This window comes from Thioalkalivibrio sp. ALJ21 (assembly GCF_000378605.1).
GTDB lineage: Bacteria > Pseudomonadota > Gammaproteobacteria > Ectothiorhodospirales > Ectothiorhodospiraceae > Thioalkalivibrio.
Map to the genome: position 1 here is coordinate 615,216 of NZ_KB905156.1, position 19,903 is coordinate 635,118.

Genomic DNA, 19,903 nt, shown 5'->3' on the forward strand with positions numbered 1-19,903 from the left:
CCTTTTGGCATGTGCAGGTTGGCGAGACGCGGCGGCGTCCCGACAGGGCGCAAGCATGGCGAGGGCGGGTGACGCGCCCATTACGAGGGAGTGAAGATCGTGTTAATAAGCGACACTGTGGCATAAACAATACGCCCGGCCGGGGAACCCGCGCACCGGCCACGAGTCCTCCGAAGAGCAGGCTGACTCGAGGCCTGTGGCGATGCAGCCGCGAATGGGAGGGACCGTGGTGGAGCGACGAGTGGATAGGGCGTTCTCTGGCAAGCTACGGTGGCCCCTGTTCACCGGCCTGCTGGTCGCGGGCTCGACGGGGCTCGCCGAAGACGACGTGCCGGTGCTGGACCCGGTGGAGATCACTGTGACCGCACCCAGGCTGGCCACGCCGCTGGCGGATCTGCCGGCGGCGGTATCGCGCGTGGACGAGCGCCAGGCCACCGAGGGGCGTCAGGGCCTGCAGCTGGACGAGTCGCTGAACCGCGTGCCGGGGCTGTTCGCCCAGAACCGCTACAACTTCGCGCAGGACGCGCGCATCTCCATCCGCGGCTTCGGCTCGCGCGCACCGTTCGGGGTGCGCGGGCTGCGCATCCTGCAGGACGGCATCCCCGAGACCACCCCCGACGGCCAGTCGCAGGTGGATGCGATCGACCTGCTGAACCTGCGCGACATCGAGGTCCTGCGCGGACCCAGCGCCGCGCTGTACGGCAATGCCTCTGGAGGCGTGATTTCGGCGCGCACCCGCGACGGCCGCGACCCGCGTGGCTTTGGTGGCGGGGTCATGCTGGGCAGCTACGGTTATCGCCGCGCCGAGGCCATCGCCGAACAGGACCACGGGACCCATCGCTACTCCCTGACCGCCCACGATTTCGCGATCGACGGCTACCGCGACCAGTCCACCGCCGAGAAGCGCTACCTGCGCCTGCATACCGCCTCGGAGCTGGAGGCCGGGACGCTGAACTTCCACCTGCGTTACCTCGATGCCCCGCGCACCGATGATCCCGGCGGGCTCACCCGCGAGGAGATGCGCCAGAACCGCCGCGCGGCCGCCCCGCTGGCCACGGCCCTCGACAGCACGCAGGAGGCCGAGCAGCTCACGACGGGGTTGCAGTGGGAACAGTCCCTCGGACCCGGCGAGCTGCGCCTGGGTGGTTTCTGGACCCAGCGCGACTACGCGCAGCAACTGCCATTCCCCGGCGACTCGCGGGTAGCCTACGAACGGGATTTCTACGGACTCAATGCCCAGTACGAACAGGACATCGGGCCGACCCGGGTGCTGACCGGGATCGACCTGGAAGAGCAGCGTGACGACCGCACCCGGCGCTGCACCGATATCCAGGGGCAGGCGAACTGTCCGGGCGGCACCCCCTCGATCGACGATCTCGCCCTGCACCAGCGAGAGCGCGCCCGCTCGCGCGGGGTTTTCGTACAGACCGACACCGCGCTGGGGTCGGACTGGAACATGGTGCTCGGCGCGCGCCACGACCGCATCCGCATGTCCATCGACGACCACTTCTCTGACCGGGTCGGCGAACCGGATCGCTCGGATGCGCGGACCTTCCGCGAGACCAGCGCGATGGCGGGGCTGATCTGGCACTTCCAGCCGGACTACCGGGCCTACGTGAACGTGGCCACCAACTTCGAGACCCCGACCTTCACCGAGTTCGCGAATCCCGAGGGCGGGGGCGGCTTCAACGACGGCCTCGACCCCCAGCGGGCACGCAGCATCGAGGTCGGAATCCGCCGCGAGACCGGTCGCCTGGCCTGGGATGCCTCGGTCTACGCGACCCGCGTGCGCGACGAGATCGCCCCGTTCGAAGAACCGAACGTGGACGGACGCACCTTCTACACCAACGCCGGCCGGACCGCGCGCAACGGCTTCGAGCTGGCGGTCGACTGGTCCGCGACCGAGCAGTGGACGCTGTCCAGCGCGCTCAGCCTGAACGACTTCCGCTATCGGGATTTCGTGGACCAGCAGGGTGAGCGGCGCGATGGTAATAGGCTGCCCGGGCTGCCGCGCGAGCAGTTGTTCGTGGAGGCCGACTGGCGCCAGGGGCCTTACTTTTTCACCGTCGATGCGCTGTACACAGGCGGGCGCTACGTGAACGACGCCAACGACGAACGGGTGGGCGGACAGACCACGCTGAACCTGCGCGCGGGCCGCCACTGGCAGGATGGCAATGCCCATGTCGAGGCCTTCGTGGCGGCGAACAACCTGCTGGATGCGGACAACGTCGACAACATCCGCATCAACGACGGCAACCGCCGCTATTACGAGCCAGCCCCGGGCCTGACCCTGATGGCCGGCATGCGCATGACCTTCGGGCGCTAGCGCGCCACCACGCCGGACCCTGAGCCGTCATTGCGAGGAGGCGAAGCCGACGAAGCAATCTCCCTCAGGAAGCACCGCATTGCCAGCGTTCGGAGATTGCCACGTCGGCTTCGCCTCCTCGCAATGACGGTGCCGTGAAGATGGACCGTAGCCGCTACGTCGCACGCTGCACTGGGCGCCGCGCGAACCGCCCCAAGGAAGGGTGTCCGACTAATCGCGCCGCCCGGGCTCCTCCGGCGGTTCTCTCGGCTCGATCTCGTCGAGCCGCCCCTGTTCGATCTTGCGCAGGGTCTCGGGGTCGGTGGGATCGTCGTCCTCCCAGTCATGCCGGCGGTAGATCGGGAACGGGTCTCGACGATAGAGGAACCAGCCGCAGACCGCGCCCACAACCGCGCCGAACAGGTGCGCCTCGAACGAGACCTTGGGGCCGCTGGGGAAGACACCCCAGAGCATGCTGCCGTAGAGGAACAGGATGATGATGGCCACCGCGATGGACAGCGCATCGCGCCGGCGGATCCCGATGACCACGGCAAAGAACATCAGCCCGTGGGTCAGACCCGAGGCTCCAATGTGCAGCCCCTCGCGGGCGAACAGCCAGACACCCAGGCCCCCCATCAGCCAGATCAGCGGGACCGCAACGCGCGTGGCGCGCGGGAAGCCGTACAGCGCAAGCATGCCGAGCACCCACAGGGTTGGCACATTGGCGAGCAGGTGACCCCAGGAGCCGTGGATCAGCGGCGAGGTGATGATGCCCAGCGCCCCGACCGCGTCGCGCGGCAGGATGCCCAGCCGCGACCAGTCCCCGCCCAGCAGGTCGTGCAGGGCGTGGATCACGATCAGGACGGCGGCCCCCAGCATGGGCCAGAGCAGCGCACGCCGAATCCGCTCGCGCTCGGCCCGGGGGTCGGCCGGGGGTGCCGGCCGGCGAAGATTCATCATCCGCCTAGCCTGCCACGCCCCAGCGCGAGGTCCAACGTCTCCCATCCCCCGGCGTCGTTACGGGCACCGTCATTGCGAGGAGGCGAAGCCGACGTGGCAACCTCCTGAAGCTGGCTCCGCGCTGCCGTAGGGAGATGCCTCGCTGCGCTCCCCCTTCGGGCCGGCCTGCGGCCGTTCAACGCGCTTCGCGCTTTTGTGCCGCGGCCCCTGCGGGGCCTCGCAATGGCTGTGCGAGTCAGTAGTCGCGCGGGGGTCAGTGCTCGCCCGGCCCCAGGTCGGCGCCCTTGTCGTGCTGCGCGAGCTTGTCGTGCAGTTCACCACTTTCACCTCGCGGGGCCTTCACCTCGACCTCCATGCCGTTGCGGCGGAACTTGCCGACGACCTTGTCAATGGCGGCCACCGCCGAGCTGTCCCACAGCGAGGCGCGGGTCAGGTCGATCTCGATGTGATGGATGCCCTCGCGGTAGTCGAAGCTGTCGATGAACTTGTCCACGGCGACAAAGAACAGCTGGCCGCGCACGGTGTAGATGCGCGTCCGGCCGTCCTCCGACAGCGCACTGGTGACCTCGACCGCCTTGACCATCTTGCGCGCGAAGAAGATCGCCGAGAGCAGCACGCCGGCGAACACGCCCAGCGACAGGTCGTGGGTGATCACGGTGGTGCCAACGGTCACGATCAGCACGGTGGCGTCGGTGCGCGGCAGCTTGTGCAGGGTGGTCAGCGAGCCCCAGTCGAAGGTGGCGATGGAGACCATGATCATCACCGCGACCAGCGCGGCCATCGGGATGATCGAGACCAGATCCCCCAGGAACACGATGAACAGCAGCAGGAAGATGCCCGCCGACAGCGTGGACAGGCGCCCCAGCCCCCCGGACTTGATGTTGATCACCGACTGCCCAATCATCGCGCAGCCCGCCATGCCACCGAAAAAGCCGGTGACGACATTGGCGATGCCCTGGCCCTGGGCCTCGCGGTTCTTGCCGGAGGGCGTGTCGGTCAGATCGTCGAGGATGGAGGCGGTCAGCAGCGACTCCAGCAGGCCGACGATCGCCAGCGCGAACGCGGTCGGGAAGATGATCTGCAGCGTCTCCCAGTTCAGCGGGATGTCGGGGAACAGGAACACCGGCAGGCCGTCCGGAAGCTCGCCCATGTCGCCGACCTCCAGCGTCGGCAGCCCCATGAAATAGACCACGACGCTGAGCACCACGATCGCGACGAGCGGCGGCGGCAGCAGCTTCGGATAGCCCGGGATCATCGGCAGGCCATAGAGGATGATCAGGCCGGCCGTGACCAGCGCCCACATGGTGGTGTCGCCATCCACCAGGTAGGGCACCTGGGACAGGAAGATCAGGATCGCCAGCGCATTCACGAAGCCGACCAGCACCGTGCGCGGGATGAACATCATGTAGCGCGCGAGCTTGGCCCAGGCGAACAGGATCTGGATGATCCCGGTCAGGATGGTCGCGGCCAGCAGGTACTGCAGTCCGTGCTCGGCGATGAGTGTCACCATCAGCAGGGCCATGGCCCCGGTCGCGGCCGAGATCATCCCGGGGCGCCCTCCGGCGAAGGCGATCACCACCGCCATGGTGAAGGACGCGTACAAGCCCACGCTCGGGTCCACCCCGGCGATAATGGAAAACGCGATCGCCTCCGGGATCAGGGCCAGCGCGACCACGATCCCGGCAATCAGGTCTCCGCGCACATTGAACAACCAGATCTTGCGCTGGCGGGACAGGAAGTCTTGTAGGGTCTGCTGCACGATATGGTCCCCAATACCCATGCGCGCCGAAGCCGACATGCGTCGGGATCAACGGGTGAACGAACAGGTACCAGAGACTTGTGCGAAGTAGCCGGGCCCGGTTGCCACCAGTGGATGGCGCGGTTGCAAGCGGTTCAATGCCGGTACAGACTGAAACCGCCAGGAAAGGCGGCAAAGTCTAGCACTTCATAAGCCCGTCCTGAAGTTTGCCGCCCCGCTCAAGCCTTTGCCGGGGCTCTTCCATGCGTTCAATTGGGGATCTTCATGCTGCAGCGCGTCATCATCGCCGTCGACTTCTCGCCCGCCTCTGCCGCGGCCCTGGCCGTTGCACGCCAGCACTGCCCGGGGGCGAAGAAGCGGCTGCTCTATGTGATGAAGCCGTCGGACGTGGCAGGGCCCAGTTCCGCTGGTGCGTTCAGTGGTGCGGGATCGTCGCCCCTGAATGCAAAGGAAATGCGCCATTCGGCGGAAGAAAAAATCCGGTCGCAGTTGCAGGAGTGGGCGGAGGCAGATGACGAGGTCGCCATCGCCGTGGGCAGTGCGCCAGAGGAGATCTCCCGCCATGCCGAGGAGTGGGGCGCGGACATGATCGTGATGGGGACCCGCGGGCGCAGTCAGATCGCCAACATGCTCTCCGGTTCCGCGACCGAGTGGCTGGTGCGCAACGCCCGCCTGCCGGTGCTGGTCGTGCACGATGTGCCACTGTCCGACTCGATGAAGGAGAAGCTGCCACCCGAGGGCGCGGTCAACTAAGCCCTCCCAGGGGCCGTAGCGCAAAGGCCGATCAGGGCACCGTCAGGAGGAGCAGCTCAGCTGGATGCCGGCGGCCCAGGCGGGCGGCAGGTCCGCGTAGGCCTCGTACTCGGGCTGCTCGTCGAACGGACGCTCAAGAATGGCCTGCAGCCGCAGCAGCTCGGAGGTATCGCCCGCCTCGGCCTGCTCGATCGCGGCCTGCGCCAGGTGGTTGCGCAGGATGTACTTCGGATTTACCGCATTCATCGCCGCCCGGCGTGCCTCGAACGGGCGGGCCTCCGCCTCCAGGCGCGCCTGATAGCGCGACCACCACGCGCGCCAGGCATCCGCGTCCTCCAGCTCGGCCTCGAGCTGGTCGCGGATCTCGGGCTGCTCCAGATCCGGCAACTGGCGGAAGAAGCGGGTGTAGTCGACGCCCTCCGCGGCCATGCGTGCCAGCAGGTCGTGGATCAGTTCCAGATCCCCTTCGCATTCCTCCACCAGCCCCAGCTTCCCGCGCATGCGCGTCAGCCAGGCCTGCTCGAACCGAGGCATGAAGTCCACCAGCAGTGCCTTGGCCCGCTCGATCGCGGCTTCGCGGGTGGCGTCCTGGAAATGGATCACCAGGGTCTCGGCCAGACGGATCAGGTTCCACTGCGCGATCGCCGGCTGCTGGTCGAAGGCATAGCGGCCGCCCTGATCGGTGTGGTTGCAGATGTAGCCCGGGTCGTAGGCATCCAGGAACGCGAACGGGCCGTAGTCGATGGTCAGGCCCAGCAGACTCATGTTGTCGGTATTCATCACCCCGTGACAAAACCCGACGGCCTGCCAGTCGGCGATCATCTCGGCGGTGTTCGCGATCACCTGTTCGAGCATCGCGGCCACCGGGTCTTCGGCGTCCGCCAGTTCGGGGTAATCGTGCGCCAGCGCATAGTCGATCAGTTCGCGCAGGCGTTCGCTGTATCCGCTGTAGAGGAAGTACTCGAAGTGTCCGAAGCGCAGGAAGCTGGGTGCTGCGCGCAGCACGATCGCCCCCGGTTCCACGCGCTCGCGCAGGACCTGCAGGCTGGAGCCGTACAGGGCCACCGCGCGGGTGGTCGGCACGCCCAGCGCGGCCATCGCCTCGGAGATCAGGTACTCGCGTATCGAGGAGCGCAGCACCGCGCGGCCGTCGGCGCCGCGCGAGTAGCGCGTGCGCCCGGCCCCCTTCACCTGCAGTTCCCAGTGTTCACCGGAGGCGGTTCGGACCTCGCCCAGCAGCTTCGCGCGTCCGTCCCCCAGTTGCGGGACAAAGGCGCCGAACTGATGCCCGGCATAGACACTGGCGAGCGGGTCGGGGCCCTCCATCGGGTGTCCTTCGGTGCAGGCCCCCAGCCAGGGCTGGCGGGCCAGGTCGGTCGCGGCCAGCCCCAGGCGCTGGCACATCGCGGGGCTGGTCGCCAGGCACGTGGCATCCGGGAACGGGGCCGGCGCCGGACGGTCATAAAAGGCCTCCGGCAGACTCGCAAAGCGGTTCACCCATTGCAGTTCGGGGGTGCTGGGCGCTGGGGCTTCGGCGCGGGACATCGATACCTCGGCAGATCGCGGCTTCAGGCGTTATGATGCGCGACGATTCGATTTTGCACCTTTGGGCCCACACAGCCCGGGTGTTCCGTCACGCGGGCACGGCTTTCATGCGGTGTGCCCCATTTCCGGGAGGAGACTCGTGACCGAGGAGCAGGACAACAAGAATCAGGGTGGCCTGAAGAACAGCGAACGCCTCGCCTGGCTGGGTTTCATGCTGTTTTTCGTCATCATCCTCGCCATCTACATCGCCCGTGCCACCGGGCTGGAGCAGGATGTGACCGAGGCCCAGCGCGAGCTGTACCAGACCCAGGTGCAGTTGCAGGAGTACACCCGGCACGAGATTCCGCGTCCGGTCGAGCTGGGCCTGACGAACGCGCATATCCAGGACCTGCAGCGCCGCGGCATGGCGCGCGCCGAGGAGCGCCTGCGCGCAGATCTGATGGAGCATCCGGAGCTGATCCCGCACGAGGCCGAGGGCGACGAGGGCTTTGCGTTCCGACCCGACGGCATCCATGTGCTGAACCACCGCTGGGTATTGGCGAACTTCGAAGGCGACGGTGCCCATGGCCAGGTGCTGCTCGGCTACGAGGTGGTGCACGGAAACGTGATGTGGGAAGTGATCGACTCGACGCTGGCCTACTGACGGTCCTGGTAAATCAGATGGTGCGCCTTCGCACCACCTCGATCGTGTTTCAGCCCATCGTGCCCGCAAGGTGCTCACGGGCGGCCGCGACCTGGCGCCGGACCTGCTCCGGGGCCGTGCCACCGGTCAGGTTGCGGGCGGCGGCTGACCCCTCAGGGGTCAGCACGGTATAGACATCGTCGCCCACTGCATCACTAATGGCCTGCAGGTCAGCCAACGGCAGTTCCGCCAGATCGACTCCGCGATCCTGGGCGACCCGCACTGCGCGACCTACGACCTCGTGGGCATCGCGGAAGGCCACACCCCGCCCGACCAGGTAGTCGGCAAGATCCGTTGCCGTGGCAAAGCCCTTGCGCGTGGCCGCCAGGGTGTTCTCCGCGCGCACCTCCAGGTTGGGCACCATGTCGGCGAACGCGCGCAGCGAGCCGAGCAGGGTATCCACGGTGTCAAACAGCGGTTCTTTGTCCTCCTGATTGTCCTTGTTGTAGGCCAGCGGCTGGCCCTTCATCAGAGTCAGCAGGGACATCAGATGGCCATAGACCCGGCCGGTCTTGCCGCGCACCAGTTCGGGCACGTCCGGGTTCTTCTTCTGCGGCATGATCGACGAACCGGTGCAGTAGCGATCCGGCAGGTCGATGAACGCAAACTGCGCGCTGGTCCAGAGGATCAGCTCCTCGGCCTGGCGCGACAGGTGCATCATCAGCGTCGCCGCGGCGGCGGTGAATTCGATCGCGAAGTCGCGATCCGAGACCGCGTCCAGCGAGTTGCGCGTCACCCCGTCAAAGCCCAGCAGCACGGCGGTGTACTCGCGGTCCAGCGGATACGGTGTGCCGGCCAGCGCGGCCGCGCCCAGCGGAAGGACGTTGACCCGCGCGCGGCAGTCGACCAGGCGCTGGGCATCGCGCTCCAGCATCTCGTACCAGGCCAGCATGTGGTGCCCGAAGGTCACCGGCTGAGCGGTCTGCAAATGGGTGAAGCCGGGCATCACTGTCGCGGCCTCGCGCTCGGCCAGATCCACCAGCCCGCGCTGGTAGCCCCGGATCAGGCCCAGGATGTCGTCGATGGCGGCGCGCAGCCACAGGCGGATGTCGGTCGCCACCTGGTCGTTGCGCGAACGGCCGGTGTGCAGCTTCTTGCCGACATCACCGATGCGCTCGATCAGCCGCGCCTCGATGTTCATGTGCACATCTTCGCGGCCGATCTGCCAGTCGAACTCGCCGGCGGCGATCTCGTCGCGGATAGCATCCAGCCCCTGCAGGATCTGTTCGGCCTCGGCGTCAGTCAGCACGCCGACCTTCGCCAGCATGCGCGCATGCGCCTGCGAGCCCTGGATATCCTCGCGATAGAGGCGCTGGTCGAACTCGACCGAGGCGGTAAAGCGTTCGACAAAGGCATCGGTGGGTTCGGAGAAACGGCCACCCCAGAGCTTGGCCTCGCCCTCGGGGGCGGGGGCCTGCGGCTTGTCGCGTGCGGAATCCTGCGTCATGGTGCACCCTGAAACGGGTTGGAAAGACACGGAAGTATAAGGGAGACGCGGCACAGTGTCCCCCGACCAAATACAAGGATGGACGGCACCCGGAGGGGAGACGGGTCGTGAGGGCACACAAGCCGGACGACGAGACCACCGAACTGGCGAAGCAATCGCCGCTGCCGGATTTCTGCAGCGCCGAGACGCTGTTGCGCGTGCTGATGGTCGCGGTACTGCTGGCCCTGGCGGTGACCCTGCTGCGCGGGGGCGGGCAGGACTGGGTGCCGGGGCTGGCCCTGCATGCGCTGTTCATCTTCTGGGTCGCGCTGACCAGCCTGCTGATCCTGTGTGCCGGCAAGCGGCTGCTGGTGCGCCTGCCTTTGTGGGGGCAGATCATCCTGCCCCCGCTGGTGCCGATCGCCAACACGGCGGCGGTCTTTCTGGGGGCCGAGGGCCTGCAGCTGGCCGATCCGGCCTGGCGCTGGCCGGCGATCGCGGTGGCCACGATCCTGAGCCTGGTGGCGATGCATTACCTCTACCTGCAGGCGGCCTGGCAGCGCGAGACCCGGGCCGTCTCCCGCGCCCGCGAGCAGGCGATGCGCGCGCGGCTGCGGCCGCACTTTCTCTACAACAGCATGAACACCATTGCCGGGCTGTGCCGCAGCGAACCCGCGCGCGCGGAGCAGATCACGCTGGATCTGGCCGATCTCTTTCGCGCCACCTTCGCGACCGCGGATCGCCAGTCCCTGCGCGCGGAGCTGGAGCTCGTGCGGGCCTTCCTGAATATCGAGCGGACGCGCTTTGGCGAGCGGCTCGAGGTGGATTGGGATTGCCCGGATCAGGCCGGTCTGGACGTCAGTGTGCCCACCCTGATCCTGCAACCGCTGGCGGAAAACGCGATCCAGCACGGGATCGGACCGGCCCGGGGTCCCGGCTTTGTGCGCGTTCGTTGTCGGCTCGACTCCGGCACAGTGATGCTGTCGCTGACCAACAGCGTCGATCCGGAGGCGCACAGCGAGGGGACCGGCACCGCCAGCGAGGCCGTGCGCCTGCGCCTGCGCCATGCGTTTGGCGATCGGTGTCGCTTCGAGACTGAGGCGCGAGCGGGCGAGTTCGAGGTCCGCATTCGCCTGCCACTGGAACGGGGGAATCAACATGCCGAGTGAAGCCTTGCGCGTCCTGATCGTGGACGACGAACCGATCGCGCGCCAGCGCCTGGCCGGGATGGTCAGCGACGCGGGCCACCGGGTAATCGGCGAGGCGGGCGAAGCGATCGGCGCCCGCGACGCCATCACCCGCGAAGCACCCGACCTGGTGCTGCTGGATGTCGAGATGCCCGGCGAGTCGGGCATGGATCTGGCCGCCGAGATCGGTTCCAGGCAGCCCGACCTGATGGTGATCCTGGTCACCGCACATGAGCAGTTCAGCCTTGAGGCCTTCGAGGCCGGCGTGCGCGACTACGTACTCAAGCCTGTGCGTGGCGAGCGCCTGACCCAGGCCCTGCAACGCGCGGCCCGGCACAAAGCCCGGTCGTCGGTACCCGCCCCACGGGCGGTTCGTCTGACCATCGGGCGGCGCGAGGAACGCGTAGCCCTCGACCGTATCGCCTACTTCACGGCCGAGGACGGCTATGTGATTGCGCGCGGTGAGCAGCTCGAGGGTTTTGTGGATACGCGACTGCACGAGCTGGAATCCCGGTTCGGCGAAGCCCTCCTGTGCGTGCGCCGGGGCTGCCTGGTGGTGCGCACGGCGATCCGGGGGCTGGAGACACGCGGCCCGGCCGATCACCGCCTGCTGTTTCACGGCCACGTCGATCCGGTGGCCGTCAGCCGCCGTCAACTGCCACAGGTGAGGGCCTTCCTGCGCGGCAATCTGGCATAGCAAGAAGCGACAGCCCCTGGATCCGGGAGGGTTCGGGCCACTGCGCCGAAACCGTTATACTACGGCGCTTTATTCTCCAGCCGCCGGACCACGGACCCCCCATGAAACCCCTGCGTATCGCCACACGAAAAAGCCCGCTCGCCATGTGGCAGGCGGAACATGTCGCCGCGCGCCTGCGGGAACTGCACCCGGATCTCCCGGTGGAACTGGTCGGCATGACGACCCAGGGCGACCGCGTCCTCGACTCCCCGCTGGCCCGTATCGGTGGCAAAGGGCTGTTCGTGAAGGAGCTGGAGATCGCGATGCTGGAAGATCGTGCGGACATCGCGGTGCATTCGGTCAAGGACGTGCCGATGGAGCTGCCGGCGGACCTGGTGCTGCCGGTGATCCTCGACCGGGAGGATCCGCTGGATGCGTTCGTCTCCAATAACTATGCCCATGTCGACGAGCTGCCCCAGGGCGCGCGCGTGGGCTCGTCCAGCCTGCGCCGGCAGTGCCAGCTGCGGGCGCGGCGGCCGGATCTGCAGATCACCGATCTGCGCGGCAACGTGAATACCCGACTCGGCAAGCTGGATGCCGGCGAGTACGACGCGATTCTGCTGGCGGCCGCCGGGCTGAAGCGCCTCGGGTTCGACGAGCGCATCCGCGCCCGGCTGGAACCGGCAGTCAGTCTGCCAGCGGTAGGCCAGGGGGCAATCGCCATCGAGTGCCGCGAGAACGACCCGGAGGTCGCGGCGCTGATCGCACCCCTGAATGATTGCGACACCTCCGACCGGGTGCGCGCCGAACGCGCGTTCAATCGCCGCCTGGAGGGTGGCTGCCAGGTACCGCTGGCCGCCCATGCGACCCTGGACGGTGACCGGCTGCACCTGGACGGTCTGGTCGGCGCCGTCGATGGCAGCCAGCTCCTGCGACGCCAGGTGGAAGGGCCGCGCGGCGACGCGGAGGCCCTTGGGGTGCAGCTGGCCGAACAACTGCTGGAACTGGGGGCCGGCGAGCTGCTGGCCGCCGCCCATGCCGAGAACGCAGCCTCCACGAAAGGATCCTGAAGATGGCCGAGCTGGATATCATGAAGCCCACTGCCGACGGTCCCCTGAACGGCTGCGGGATCCTGGTCACGCGGCCGGCGGCGCAAGCCGAGGAGTTCTGCGCCCTGCTGGCCGACGATGGCGCCGAGGTGATCCGCTTTCCGGTGCTGGAGATCCTGGCGCCCAGCGACCCGACCAATCTGCGCGCGGTGCTGGATCAGCTGGACTCGTTCGACATTGCGGTTTTCATCAGCCCGAACGCGGTGCAGCGGGTGCTGAACCTGGCGCTGGCCGACCGCGCCTGGCCCGAAGGGACGCGGATCGCGGCCATCGGTAACCGCACCGCGAAGGAGCTGAAGGGCTTTGGCCTGAACGTGGACATCGCCCCGCCGCGGCGCTTCGACAGCGAGGCGTTGCTGGAACAGCCGGCAATGCAGGACGTGACCGGCCAGCGCGTAGTGATCTTTCGCGGCGACGGCGGGCGCGAATACCTCGGCGATACGCTGAAATCGCGCGGCGCGGAGGTCACCTTTGCCGAGGCCTATCGGCGCGGGCGCCCGGAGGGCGATACCGGCGCGCTGATGTATGCGTTCTCGCGCGACCAGATCGACATCATCACCATCACCAGTGGCGAGGGCCTGCGTAATCTCTACGAGATGGTCGGCAAGCTCGGGCGCATGTGGCTGCGCAAGACGCCGCTGGTGGTCGGTTCCGAACGCATCGGCGAGATCGCGCAGGAGCTGGGGTTCAAGGCCGCCGTGGAGGTCGCCGACGACCCGACCGATGCCGCGATGCAGCAGGCGGTACATCGCCTGGCCGCACAACTCGCGACTAGTTAGCGGCCTCGTGGGGCGCGGCCGGCTCGAAGCTGTCGTAGTAAAGCTGCTCGGTCGGTAGTCCCGCGGCGAGAAAGGCGTTGGTCGCCGCCTCGATCATCGCCGGCGGGCCGGCCATGTAGACATCGAATCCGGACAGGTCCGGGTATTCGGCCAGTACCGCGTCGTGGGGCCAGCCCGCGACCGCCGGGAACCCGCCCGCCGTGTCCGCCGGTACATCGGAGAGCACCGGCGTAAAGCGAAAATGCTCGCCGTGTTCGGTGCTCATGCGGGCGAGCCAATCGGGGGCGTAAATCCCCTCTGCACTGCGCGCGCCCCAGAACAGGTGGTGCGGGCGGTCGAAGCCCTCGACCGCCAGATGATCCAGCATCCCCTTGAGCGGGCCGAAGCCCGTGCCGCCGCCGACGAACAGGCGCGGACGCTCGGATTCCTCGTCGACAAAGAACGTGCCGAGCGGCCCCTCGATACGCAACAGCGCCTTGGGCTGCATCTCCTCGAACACCATCTTCGAGAAGCGCCCACCCTCCAGGTGGCGCACATGCAGGACCAGCTGCTCGTCGTCATGCGGGGCATTGGCCAGCGAGTAGCTGCGGCGCCCGCCGCCCTTGAGCAGGACATCCAGGTACTGCCCGGCGAGGAACTGCATGCGCTCGGTTGCGGGGAGCTGCAGGCGCAGCTCCATCACATCGTCGGCCAGACGGTTCAGCTGCGCGACGCGACAGGGCAGCGTCTTCACGACGATGTCCTTGGCCGCGCCGATCTCGCGGACCTCGATCTCCAGATCATCCACCGGCACCGCCTGGCAGAACAGTGCCCAGCCATCGGCCAGTTCCGCCTCGGTAATACCCGGCGGCTTCTGCGGCCCGTGGTCGACTTCGCCCGCGAGGACGCGGCCCTTGCAGGATCCACAGGCGCCGTTGCGACAGCCGTAGGGAAACGCAAACCCCTGGCGCAGCGCGGCCTCGAGGACGGTCTCGTCGTCCTCGACCTCGAGCTGCTGCCCGCTGGGCTGGATGATCACGTCAAAGGCCATGCGCTGCTCCCGCTGCTGATCCAACAAGGGGGCTTATTGTCGCCACGGTCCGGGCAAACGCAAGCAACCCCGGAAGCGGCATGTGGCGGTCCCGGGGGGTGCATTCCGCGGACGGGATGGGGCAGACTCGGAAGCGCCAATCACAGGCAGGGAGAAAGGAATGCAGGGAGAAAAATGGACGGCCGCACTGGCCGCTGCCGGGCTGATGCTGCTGGGCGGCTGCGCGGCCAACGAAACCCGTGAAACGGATGCGGGGGCCGAGGCCGCCGCCGAGGTCACCAATCCGGAGGTGATCGTCGCGGTGCCCGAGCGCTTCGCCTATAGCGACGATGCAACGGTGTCCGAGGCCATTCGCCGCGAATGCGAACTGGAGGAGCGCTTCCCCGGTTTCGTGCAGGAGTTCGGCGCGCGCCATGATGTTCGGGTCGAAACCGGCGCGGACGTGAGCCCCGGTGACGCTGGGAAGGTACTGGTGGTGGAGATCACCCAGGCCCGCAATGACGGAAGCGCCTGGTCCGGACACCGGTCCCTGGCGGAGGCCGAGGGCACGCTGTACGAGAACGGCGAGGCGGTGGCCGAGTTCACCTCGCGTCGGGTCTCCGGTGGCGGGGCATTCGGCGGGTTCAAGGGCAGCTGCGCGGTGATGGGGCGCACGGTTCGGGCCATGGGCGCCGACATCGCGGCCTGGGTGCGGCTACCCGAGGATGGTGCACACCTGGGCAACTAGGGGACTGCCGGGCGGGGCTGTGGCGACGACTACAGCCCCAGCTCGTCCCACAGGGCATCCACCCGCTCGCGTACGGCCGAATCCATCGTGATCGGTCGGCCCCACTCGCGCTCGGTCTCACCCGGCCACTTGGAGGTCGCGTCCATGCCCATCTTGGAGCCCAGCCCGGAGACCGGCGAGGCGAAATCCAGATAGTCGATCGGGGTGTTCTCCACCAGCGTCGTGTCACGCGCGGGGTCCATGCGCGTGGTAATCGCCCAGATCACATCGTTCCAGTCGCGCGTGTTCACGTCATCATCGACGACGATCACGAATTTTGTATACATGAACTGGCGCAGGAACGACCAAACGCCCATCATCACGCGCTTCGCGTGGCCGGGATACTGCTTGCGCATGGAGACCACCGCCATGCGGTAGGAGCAGCCCTCCGGTGGCAGATAGAAGTCCACGATCTCCGGAAACTGCTTCTGCAGGATCGGGATGAAGACCTCGTTCAGGGCGACCCCCAGGACCGCCGGTTCGTCGGGCGGGCGCCCGGTGTAGGTGGAGTGATAGATCGGCTGGTCGCGGTGGGTGATGCGATCGATGGTGAACACCGGGAATTCGTCGACCTCGTTGTAGTAGCCCGTGTGATCCCCGAACGGACCCTCCGGCGCGGTTTCGCCGGGATGGATGTGGCCCTCCAGTACGAACTCGGCCGATGCCGGGACCTCGAGATCGGAGCCGATGCAGCGGGTGACTTCGGTGCGGCTGCCCCGTAGCAGCCCGGCAAAGGCGTATTCCGACAGTGTATCCGGCACCGGTGTGACCGCACCGAGGATGGTCGCGGGGTCGGCCCCCAGAGCCACCGCAATGGGGAACGGCTCTCCCGGGTGCGCCTGACACCACTCCCGGTAGTCGAGCGCGCCCCCGCGATGCGACAGCCAGCGCATGATCACGCGGTTGCGGCCGATCACCTGCTGACGGTAGATGCCGAGGTTCTGCCGCGACTTTTCCGGCCCGCGGGTGACGACCAGGCCCCAGGTGATCAGCGGCCCGGCATCCCCCGGCCAGCAGGTCTGCACCGGCAGGGTGGACAGGTCCACGTCGTCGCCTTCGATCACATGGCGCTGGCAGGCGGCCCCGCGCGTCTTCTTGGGCGCCATGTCGAGCACCTTGCGAAACACGGGCAGCTGCTCCCAGGCCGCCTTCAGGCCCTTGGGCGGGTCCGGCTGCTTGAGAAAGGCCAGCAGCCGGCCGACCTCGCGCAGGGCCTCCACCGAGTCCTCGCCCATTCCCATGGCCACGCGCTCCGGCGTGCCGAACAGGTTGGCCAGTACCGGGATATCGGAACCCTTGGGGTTCTCGAACAGCAATGCGGGTCCGCCGGCGCGCAGGACGCGATCGGCGATCTCGGTCATCTCCAGGTTCGGGTCGATCTCGGTGGTGATGCGCTTGAGCTCGCCGCGGGCCTCGAGCCCGTCGATGAAGTCACGCAGGTCCCTGTATTTCACGGGTGTCTCCCAGGGCGCGGCCGTCGGCCGCGCCTAGTCGCTGAATTCGGCCCAGACGGGGGCGTGGTCGGAGGGCCGTTCCCAGCCGCGGGGCTCGCGGTCGATGCCCGCGGCGGTCAGGCGTTTCTGCAGGGCGGGGCTGGCGAGCACCAGGTCGATCCGAAGGCCGCGATTGCGCCGGAACGACGCCGCCCGGTAGTCGAACCAGGAGAATTCATCCTCCGGCTGTTCGAACGCACGGAAGGTGTCCGCGAGGCCAAGTTCCGTGAGGGCCGCCAGGGCCTCCCGTTCCGGGGTCGAACAGAGGATGCGCTCGTGCCAGGCCTCGGGTTCGTGCACGTCGCGGTCCTCCGGGGCGATGTTGAAATCGCCCAGCACCACGAGATTCGGGTGCGCCGCGATCTCGGCGGCCAGCCAGGTACGCATGCGCGCCAGCCAGTCGAGCTTGTAGGCGTACTTTTCGGTCCCGACGTTTTCGCCATTCACAACATAGAGGTTGACGATACGGATATCGCCGACCGTGGCCGCCAGAATACGGCGCTGGGCATCCTCCAGCCCCGGCGGGTCGGTGATGACATCCGTTGCCTGTGTACGCGAGAGGATGGCCACACCGTTGTAGGTCTTTTGTCCGGAGTAGACGACTTCATAACCGGCATCCTGGATCGCACTGACCGGGAAATTCTCGTCGGTCAGTTTGGTTTCCTGCAAGGCGAGGATGTCCGTGCGCGAGCTGCCCAGCCAGTCGAGGACCTGGGGCAGGCGGACCTTCAGGGAGTTGACGTTCCAGCTGGCGATTTTCACGCGGCGTCCTCCAGACCACTGTGGCGCAGCAGGGCGTCGATCTGGGGATCGCGGCCGCGGAAGGCCCGGAAGGAATCGGCGGCGGGCCGCGAGGCGCCTACCTCCAGGATCTCGCGCAGGTAGGCGGCACCGACCTCGGGCGAGAACAGGCCCTCTTCCTCGAACCGCGCAAAGGCATCGGCGGACAGGACCTCCGCCCACTTGTAGCTGTAGTAGCCCGCCGCGTAACCACCGGCAAAGATATGGGCGAAGCCATGCGGGAAGCGGTTGAATGCCGGCGGCCGGACCACGGCAACCTCGTCGCGGACCGCTTCCAGGAGATCGAGGATGGCCTCAGCCCTGTCCGGTGCCGGGCCTGCATGCAGACGCATATCGAACAGGGAGAACTCCACCTGGCGCAGGAGCTGCAGCGCGGCATGGAAGTGGCGAGTATCGACCAGGCGCTGGTAGAGGTCGTCCGGCATGGGGTCGCCAGTCTCGTAATGTCGGGCGAACAGGTCCAGGGCCTCGCGCTCCCAACACCAGTTCTCCATGAACTGGCTCGGGAGTTCGACGGCATCCCACTCGACCCCGCTGATCCCGGCGATCTCCGGCTCGTTCACCCGTGTGAGCATGTGGTGAAGGCCGTGACCGAACTCGTGGAACAGGGTGATCACCTCGTCGTGGGTAAACAGTGCAGGCTTGCCATCCACAGGCGGCGTCGAGTTGCAGGTCATGAACGCGACCGGGACCTGCTGGGCCGCGTCCGAGACAAAGCGTTGTCGGCAGACATCCATCCAGGCACCGCCACGCTTGTTCTTGCGGGCGTATAGATCAAAGTAGAATCCAGCACGTTCGATGCCGTTCGCATCAAAAACACGGTAATAACGAACGTCGTCATGCCAGCATTCGACATTCGGGTCGGCCTCGAAACGGACACCAAACAGGCGCTCGACCAGACGAAACAGGCCCTCCACCGCCTGGCTGGCGGGAAAATAGGGCTTCAGCATTTCCTGGCTCAGCCCCAGACGCCGCTCACGCATCTTCTCGGCAGCATAGGCCATGTCCCAGGCTTCCAGTGAGTCGAGACCGAGCTCGTCGCGGGCGAAGGTGCGAAGCTCGTCTAGATCCTGCTCGGCCCGGGGACGTGCGCGCTGGGCGAGGTCCTGCAGAAAGGTATCGACCTGGGCGGCGCTCTCGGCCATCTTGGTCGCCAGTGAGCGCTCCGCGTAGTGCGCAAACCCTGTAAGGCGGGCTTTCTCTTCCCGCAGCTGGAGGATTTCGACCATCACCTCGCTGTTGTCGAAACGACCGGCGTCGGGACCCTGGTCGGATGCCCGAGTCGCGAAGGCCTCGTACACGCGGCGGCGCAGCTCGCGGTCGTCGGCATGGCTCATCACCGCGAAATAGCTCGGAAAATCCAGGGTCACGAGATACCCGGTTTGCTCCTGGGCACGGGCATTCTGGGCCAGCATGGCCTGTTCTGCGGCGGGTATGCCGGCGAGTGCGTCCGGATCGTCGGTCTGCCAGGTCCATGACTGGGTCGCATCAAGGACGTTCTCCTCGAATCGCGCCGTGAGTGCAGACAGGCGCGCGTCGATCTCCCGCAAGCGGGCGCGCGCATCCTCAGGGAGGTCCACACCACTAAGGTGAAAGTCCCGCAGAGCGTCATCGATGACCTTGCGCCGCTCGGGCGCGAGCCGGGCGTATTCCGGGCCATCGGCCAGACGGCGAAAGGCGGCGTACAGCCCCTGATGCTGGGAAACCCAGCTACCGAACTCGGACAGCTTGGGCAGACAGGCATTGTAAGCCTGACGCAGTTCGCTGCTGTTCATAACCGCATTCAAATGCCCGACAGGTGCCCACACCTGGGAAAGACGGGCATCCAGGTGCTGCAGGGGTGCCACCAGGCCATCCCAGGTGGGCTGGTCGCCGGCCTTTCCAACAAGCGCCTCGATTCCGTCGCGATTCTCCTGAAGGACGGTATCGATGGCAGGGAGGACATGTTCCGGGGCGATGGATCGAAACGCGGGCAGGCGATCCGTTTGCAGCAGGGGGTTGGTCACGGGGACTCCTGATTCGACTAGGACGGGAATTATGCCATTCGGACCGCGGGGCCGGGAGGGCGTTCCACCGTGGCGAGTCTCCGGAGACCCCAAGGCTAGGCAGGCTTGTCGGGATCCGAGGATGGGGGTTGCAAGGGGGTGTAACGCCCCATTCCGCCCAGCCAGGCGAGCGGTGCGTAGAAGGGAGAACGGCAGGTGTGCCGATATATCTGCAGGGCGGCGTTGTAGCGAATCAGGGTGTCGCGAATGGCCTGATCCAGAGCCACCACCCGACGGGCCGTCTCTTCTACATTTTCTTTTTTAATATCAATATCTTGTGGGTAAATCGAATCCCACAGTGCGCGGATCTCGCGCTCCGCTTCGGCGACGGTGCTCAGGTCGCCCCGGCGACGAGCGGTCTCCTGACGCTGCAACGAGCGATGCAAATGCTCGACGGCCGAGGGTCCGCTGCCGGCATCCACGCAAACCTTCTGCAGATGGCCGTTGCGCTGCACCAGCAAACGCTCCAGTTGATCCCAGGCACCCACCACCTGGCGTTCCTGAACGGCCAGATGGGAGTACAAGCGGGCAATGGCCAGAGTCAGACCCACGAGGCCAACGATCGTGACGATAACGAATATCGCCAT

Annotated in this window: 17 protein-coding genes; 8 read left to right on the top strand and 9 right to left on the bottom strand. The window is 67.0% G+C overall.

Annotated elements, in window-relative coordinates:
• The first annotated feature begins 214 nt into the window (after window positions 1–214).
• On the top strand, window positions 215–2,326 hold the full coding sequence (locus F579_RS0109005) for a TonB-dependent receptor (protein ID WP_231365767.1): 2,112 nt from the start codon (window positions 215–217) through the stop codon (window positions 2,324–2,326).
• Window positions 2,327–2,536: 210 nt separating this feature from the next.
• Here the strand turns inward: F579_RS0109005 and F579_RS0109010 are convergent, their stop codons facing one another.
• Window positions 2,537–3,265: a rhomboid family intramembrane serine protease gene (locus F579_RS0109010; RefSeq protein ID WP_019023512.1), complete on the bottom strand. Its 729-nt coding sequence runs from the start codon at window positions 3,263–3,265 to the stop codon at window positions 2,537–2,539.
• Between the two features lie 253 nt (window positions 3,266–3,518).
• Window positions 3,519–5,024, bottom strand: a complete 1,506-nt coding sequence (locus F579_RS0109015; protein ID WP_026300984.1) for a SulP family inorganic anion transporter — start codon at window positions 5,022–5,024, stop codon at window positions 3,519–3,521.
• Between the two features lie 264 nt (window positions 5,025–5,288).
• Between F579_RS0109015 and F579_RS0109020 the strand changes: the two genes are divergently transcribed.
• The gene (locus tag F579_RS0109020) at window positions 5,289–5,777 is read left to right on the top strand and encodes a universal stress protein (protein ID WP_019023510.1); all 489 of its coding nucleotides are present in this window, start codon (window positions 5,289–5,291) and stop codon (window positions 5,775–5,777) included.
• Window positions 5,778–5,819: 42 nt separating this feature from the next.
• Here F579_RS0109020 and F579_RS0109025 read toward each other — a convergent pair whose 3' ends face one another.
• On the bottom strand, window positions 5,820–7,322 hold the full coding sequence (locus F579_RS0109025; protein WP_019023509.1) for a YdiU family protein: 1,503 nt from the start codon (window positions 7,320–7,322) through the stop codon (window positions 5,820–5,822).
• Between the two features lie 139 nt (window positions 7,323–7,461).
• Here F579_RS0109025 and F579_RS0109030 point away from each other — a divergent pair, with 139 nt between their 5' ends.
• A complete protein-coding gene (locus F579_RS0109030; protein ID WP_012981432.1) occupies window positions 7,462–7,965 on the top strand; it encodes a hypothetical protein in 504 nt (167 codons plus the stop codon).
• Between the two features lie 49 nt (window positions 7,966–8,014).
• Here F579_RS0109030 and argH read toward each other — a convergent pair whose 3' ends face one another.
• A complete protein-coding gene (argH, locus tag F579_RS0109035; protein ID WP_019023508.1) occupies window positions 8,015–9,451 on the bottom strand; it encodes an argininosuccinate lyase in 1,437 nt (478 codons plus the stop codon).
• Between the two features lie 107 nt (window positions 9,452–9,558).
• On the opposite strand from argH, the gene F579_RS0109040 reads away from it, so the two are divergent.
• From F579_RS0109040 to F579_RS0109055, 4 genes are all read left to right on the top strand, one after another.
• Window positions 9,559–10,599: a sensor histidine kinase gene (locus F579_RS0109040; protein ID WP_019023507.1), complete on the top strand. Its 1,041-nt coding sequence runs from the start codon at window positions 9,559–9,561 to the stop codon at window positions 10,597–10,599.
• Complete coding sequence (locus F579_RS0109045; protein WP_019023506.1) at window positions 10,589–11,314, top strand: LytTR family DNA-binding domain-containing protein; 726 nt, start codon at window positions 10,589–10,591, stop codon at window positions 11,312–11,314. The genes F579_RS0109040 and F579_RS0109045 overlap by 11 nt, the downstream gene beginning before the upstream one ends.
• A 101-nt stretch (window positions 11,315–11,415) precedes the next feature.
• Window positions 11,416–12,363, top strand: a complete 948-nt coding sequence (hemC, locus tag F579_RS0109050; RefSeq protein ID WP_081616916.1) for a hydroxymethylbilane synthase — start codon at window positions 11,416–11,418, stop codon at window positions 12,361–12,363.
• Window positions 12,364–12,365: 2 nt separating this feature from the next.
• Window positions 12,366–13,181, top strand: coding sequence for a uroporphyrinogen-III synthase (locus F579_RS0109055; protein ID WP_019023504.1), 816 nt, complete (start codon window positions 12,366–12,368; stop codon window positions 13,179–13,181).
• Here the strand turns inward: F579_RS0109055 and F579_RS0109060 are convergent.
• Window positions 13,174–14,211 carry a CDP-6-deoxy-delta-3,4-glucoseen reductase gene (locus tag F579_RS0109060; RefSeq protein WP_019023503.1) on the bottom strand — a complete coding sequence of 346 codons (1,038 nt, stop codon included), beginning with the start codon at window positions 14,209–14,211 and terminating at the stop codon, window positions 13,174–13,176. The genes F579_RS0109055 and F579_RS0109060 overlap by 8 nt on opposite strands.
• A 160-nt stretch (window positions 14,212–14,371) precedes the next feature.
• Between F579_RS0109060 and F579_RS0109065 the strand changes: the two genes are divergently transcribed.
• The gene (locus tag F579_RS0109065; RefSeq protein ID WP_019023502.1) at window positions 14,372–14,938 is read left to right on the top strand and encodes a hypothetical protein; all 567 of its coding nucleotides are present in this window, start codon (window positions 14,372–14,374) and stop codon (window positions 14,936–14,938) included.
• A gap of 29 nt (window positions 14,939–14,967) precedes the next feature.
• Here the strand turns inward: F579_RS0109065 and ubiD are convergent, their stop codons facing one another.
• From ubiD to F579_RS0109085, 4 genes are all read right to left on the bottom strand, one after another.
• The gene (ubiD, locus tag F579_RS0109070; RefSeq protein WP_019023501.1) at window positions 14,968–16,431 is read right to left on the bottom strand and encodes a 4-hydroxy-3-polyprenylbenzoate decarboxylase; all 1,464 of its coding nucleotides are present in this window, start codon (window positions 16,429–16,431) and stop codon (window positions 14,968–14,970) included.
• A gap of 33 nt (window positions 16,432–16,464) precedes the next feature.
• Complete coding sequence (gene xth, locus F579_RS0109075; RefSeq protein ID WP_019023500.1) at window positions 16,465–17,232, bottom strand: exodeoxyribonuclease III; 768 nt, start codon at window positions 17,230–17,232, stop codon at window positions 16,465–16,467.
• Window positions 17,229–19,277 (bottom strand): M3 family metallopeptidase, encoded by a 2,049-nt coding sequence (locus tag F579_RS0109080; RefSeq protein WP_019023499.1) that lies wholly within the window; start codon window positions 19,275–19,277, stop codon window positions 17,229–17,231. Before F579_RS0109080 ends, xth begins: the two co-directional genes overlap by 4 nt.
• Window positions 19,278–19,372: 95 nt before the next feature.
• Window positions 19,373–19,903 carry a hypothetical protein gene (locus F579_RS0109085; RefSeq protein WP_019023498.1) on the bottom strand — a complete coding sequence of 177 codons (531 nt, stop codon included), beginning with the start codon at window positions 19,901–19,903 and terminating at the stop codon, window positions 19,373–19,375.

What these genes read in the sequence shown, in the direction of transcription:
- F579_RS0109025 (WP_019023509.1), bottom strand. Translation starts at nt 7,322, where the DNA reads ATGTCCCGCGCCGAAGCCCCAGCGCCCAGCACCCCCGAACTGCAATGG.
- F579_RS0109010 (WP_019023512.1), bottom strand. Translation starts at nt 3,265, where the DNA reads ATGATGAATCTTCGCCGGCCGGCACCCCCGGCCGACCCCCGGGCCGAG.
- F579_RS0109005 (WP_231365767.1), top strand. Translation starts at nt 215, where the DNA reads ATGGGAGGGACCGTGGTGGAGCGACGAGTGGATAGGGCGTTCTCTGGC.
- F579_RS0109020 (WP_019023510.1), top strand. Translation starts at nt 5,289, where the DNA reads ATGCTGCAGCGCGTCATCATCGCCGTCGACTTCTCGCCCGCCTCTGCC.
- F579_RS0109065 (WP_019023502.1), top strand. Translation starts at nt 14,372, where the DNA reads ATGCAGGGAGAAAAATGGACGGCCGCACTGGCCGCTGCCGGGCTGATG.
- F579_RS0109060 (WP_019023503.1), bottom strand. Translation starts at nt 14,211, where the DNA reads ATGGCCTTTGACGTGATCATCCAGCCCAGCGGGCAGCAGCTCGAGGTC.
- F579_RS0109055 (WP_019023504.1), top strand. Translation starts at nt 12,366, where the DNA reads ATGGCCGAGCTGGATATCATGAAGCCCACTGCCGACGGTCCCCTGAAC.
- hemC (WP_081616916.1), top strand. Translation starts at nt 11,416, where the DNA reads ATGAAACCCCTGCGTATCGCCACACGAAAAAGCCCGCTCGCCATGTGG.
- F579_RS0109085 (WP_019023498.1), bottom strand. Translation starts at nt 19,903, where the DNA reads ATGGCGATATTCGTTATCGTCACGATCGTTGGCCTCGTGGGTCTGACT.
- argH (WP_019023508.1), bottom strand. Translation starts at nt 9,451, where the DNA reads ATGACGCAGGATTCCGCACGCGACAAGCCGCAGGCCCCCGCCCCCGAG.
- F579_RS0109045 (WP_019023506.1), top strand. Translation starts at nt 10,589, where the DNA reads ATGCCGAGTGAAGCCTTGCGCGTCCTGATCGTGGACGACGAACCGATC.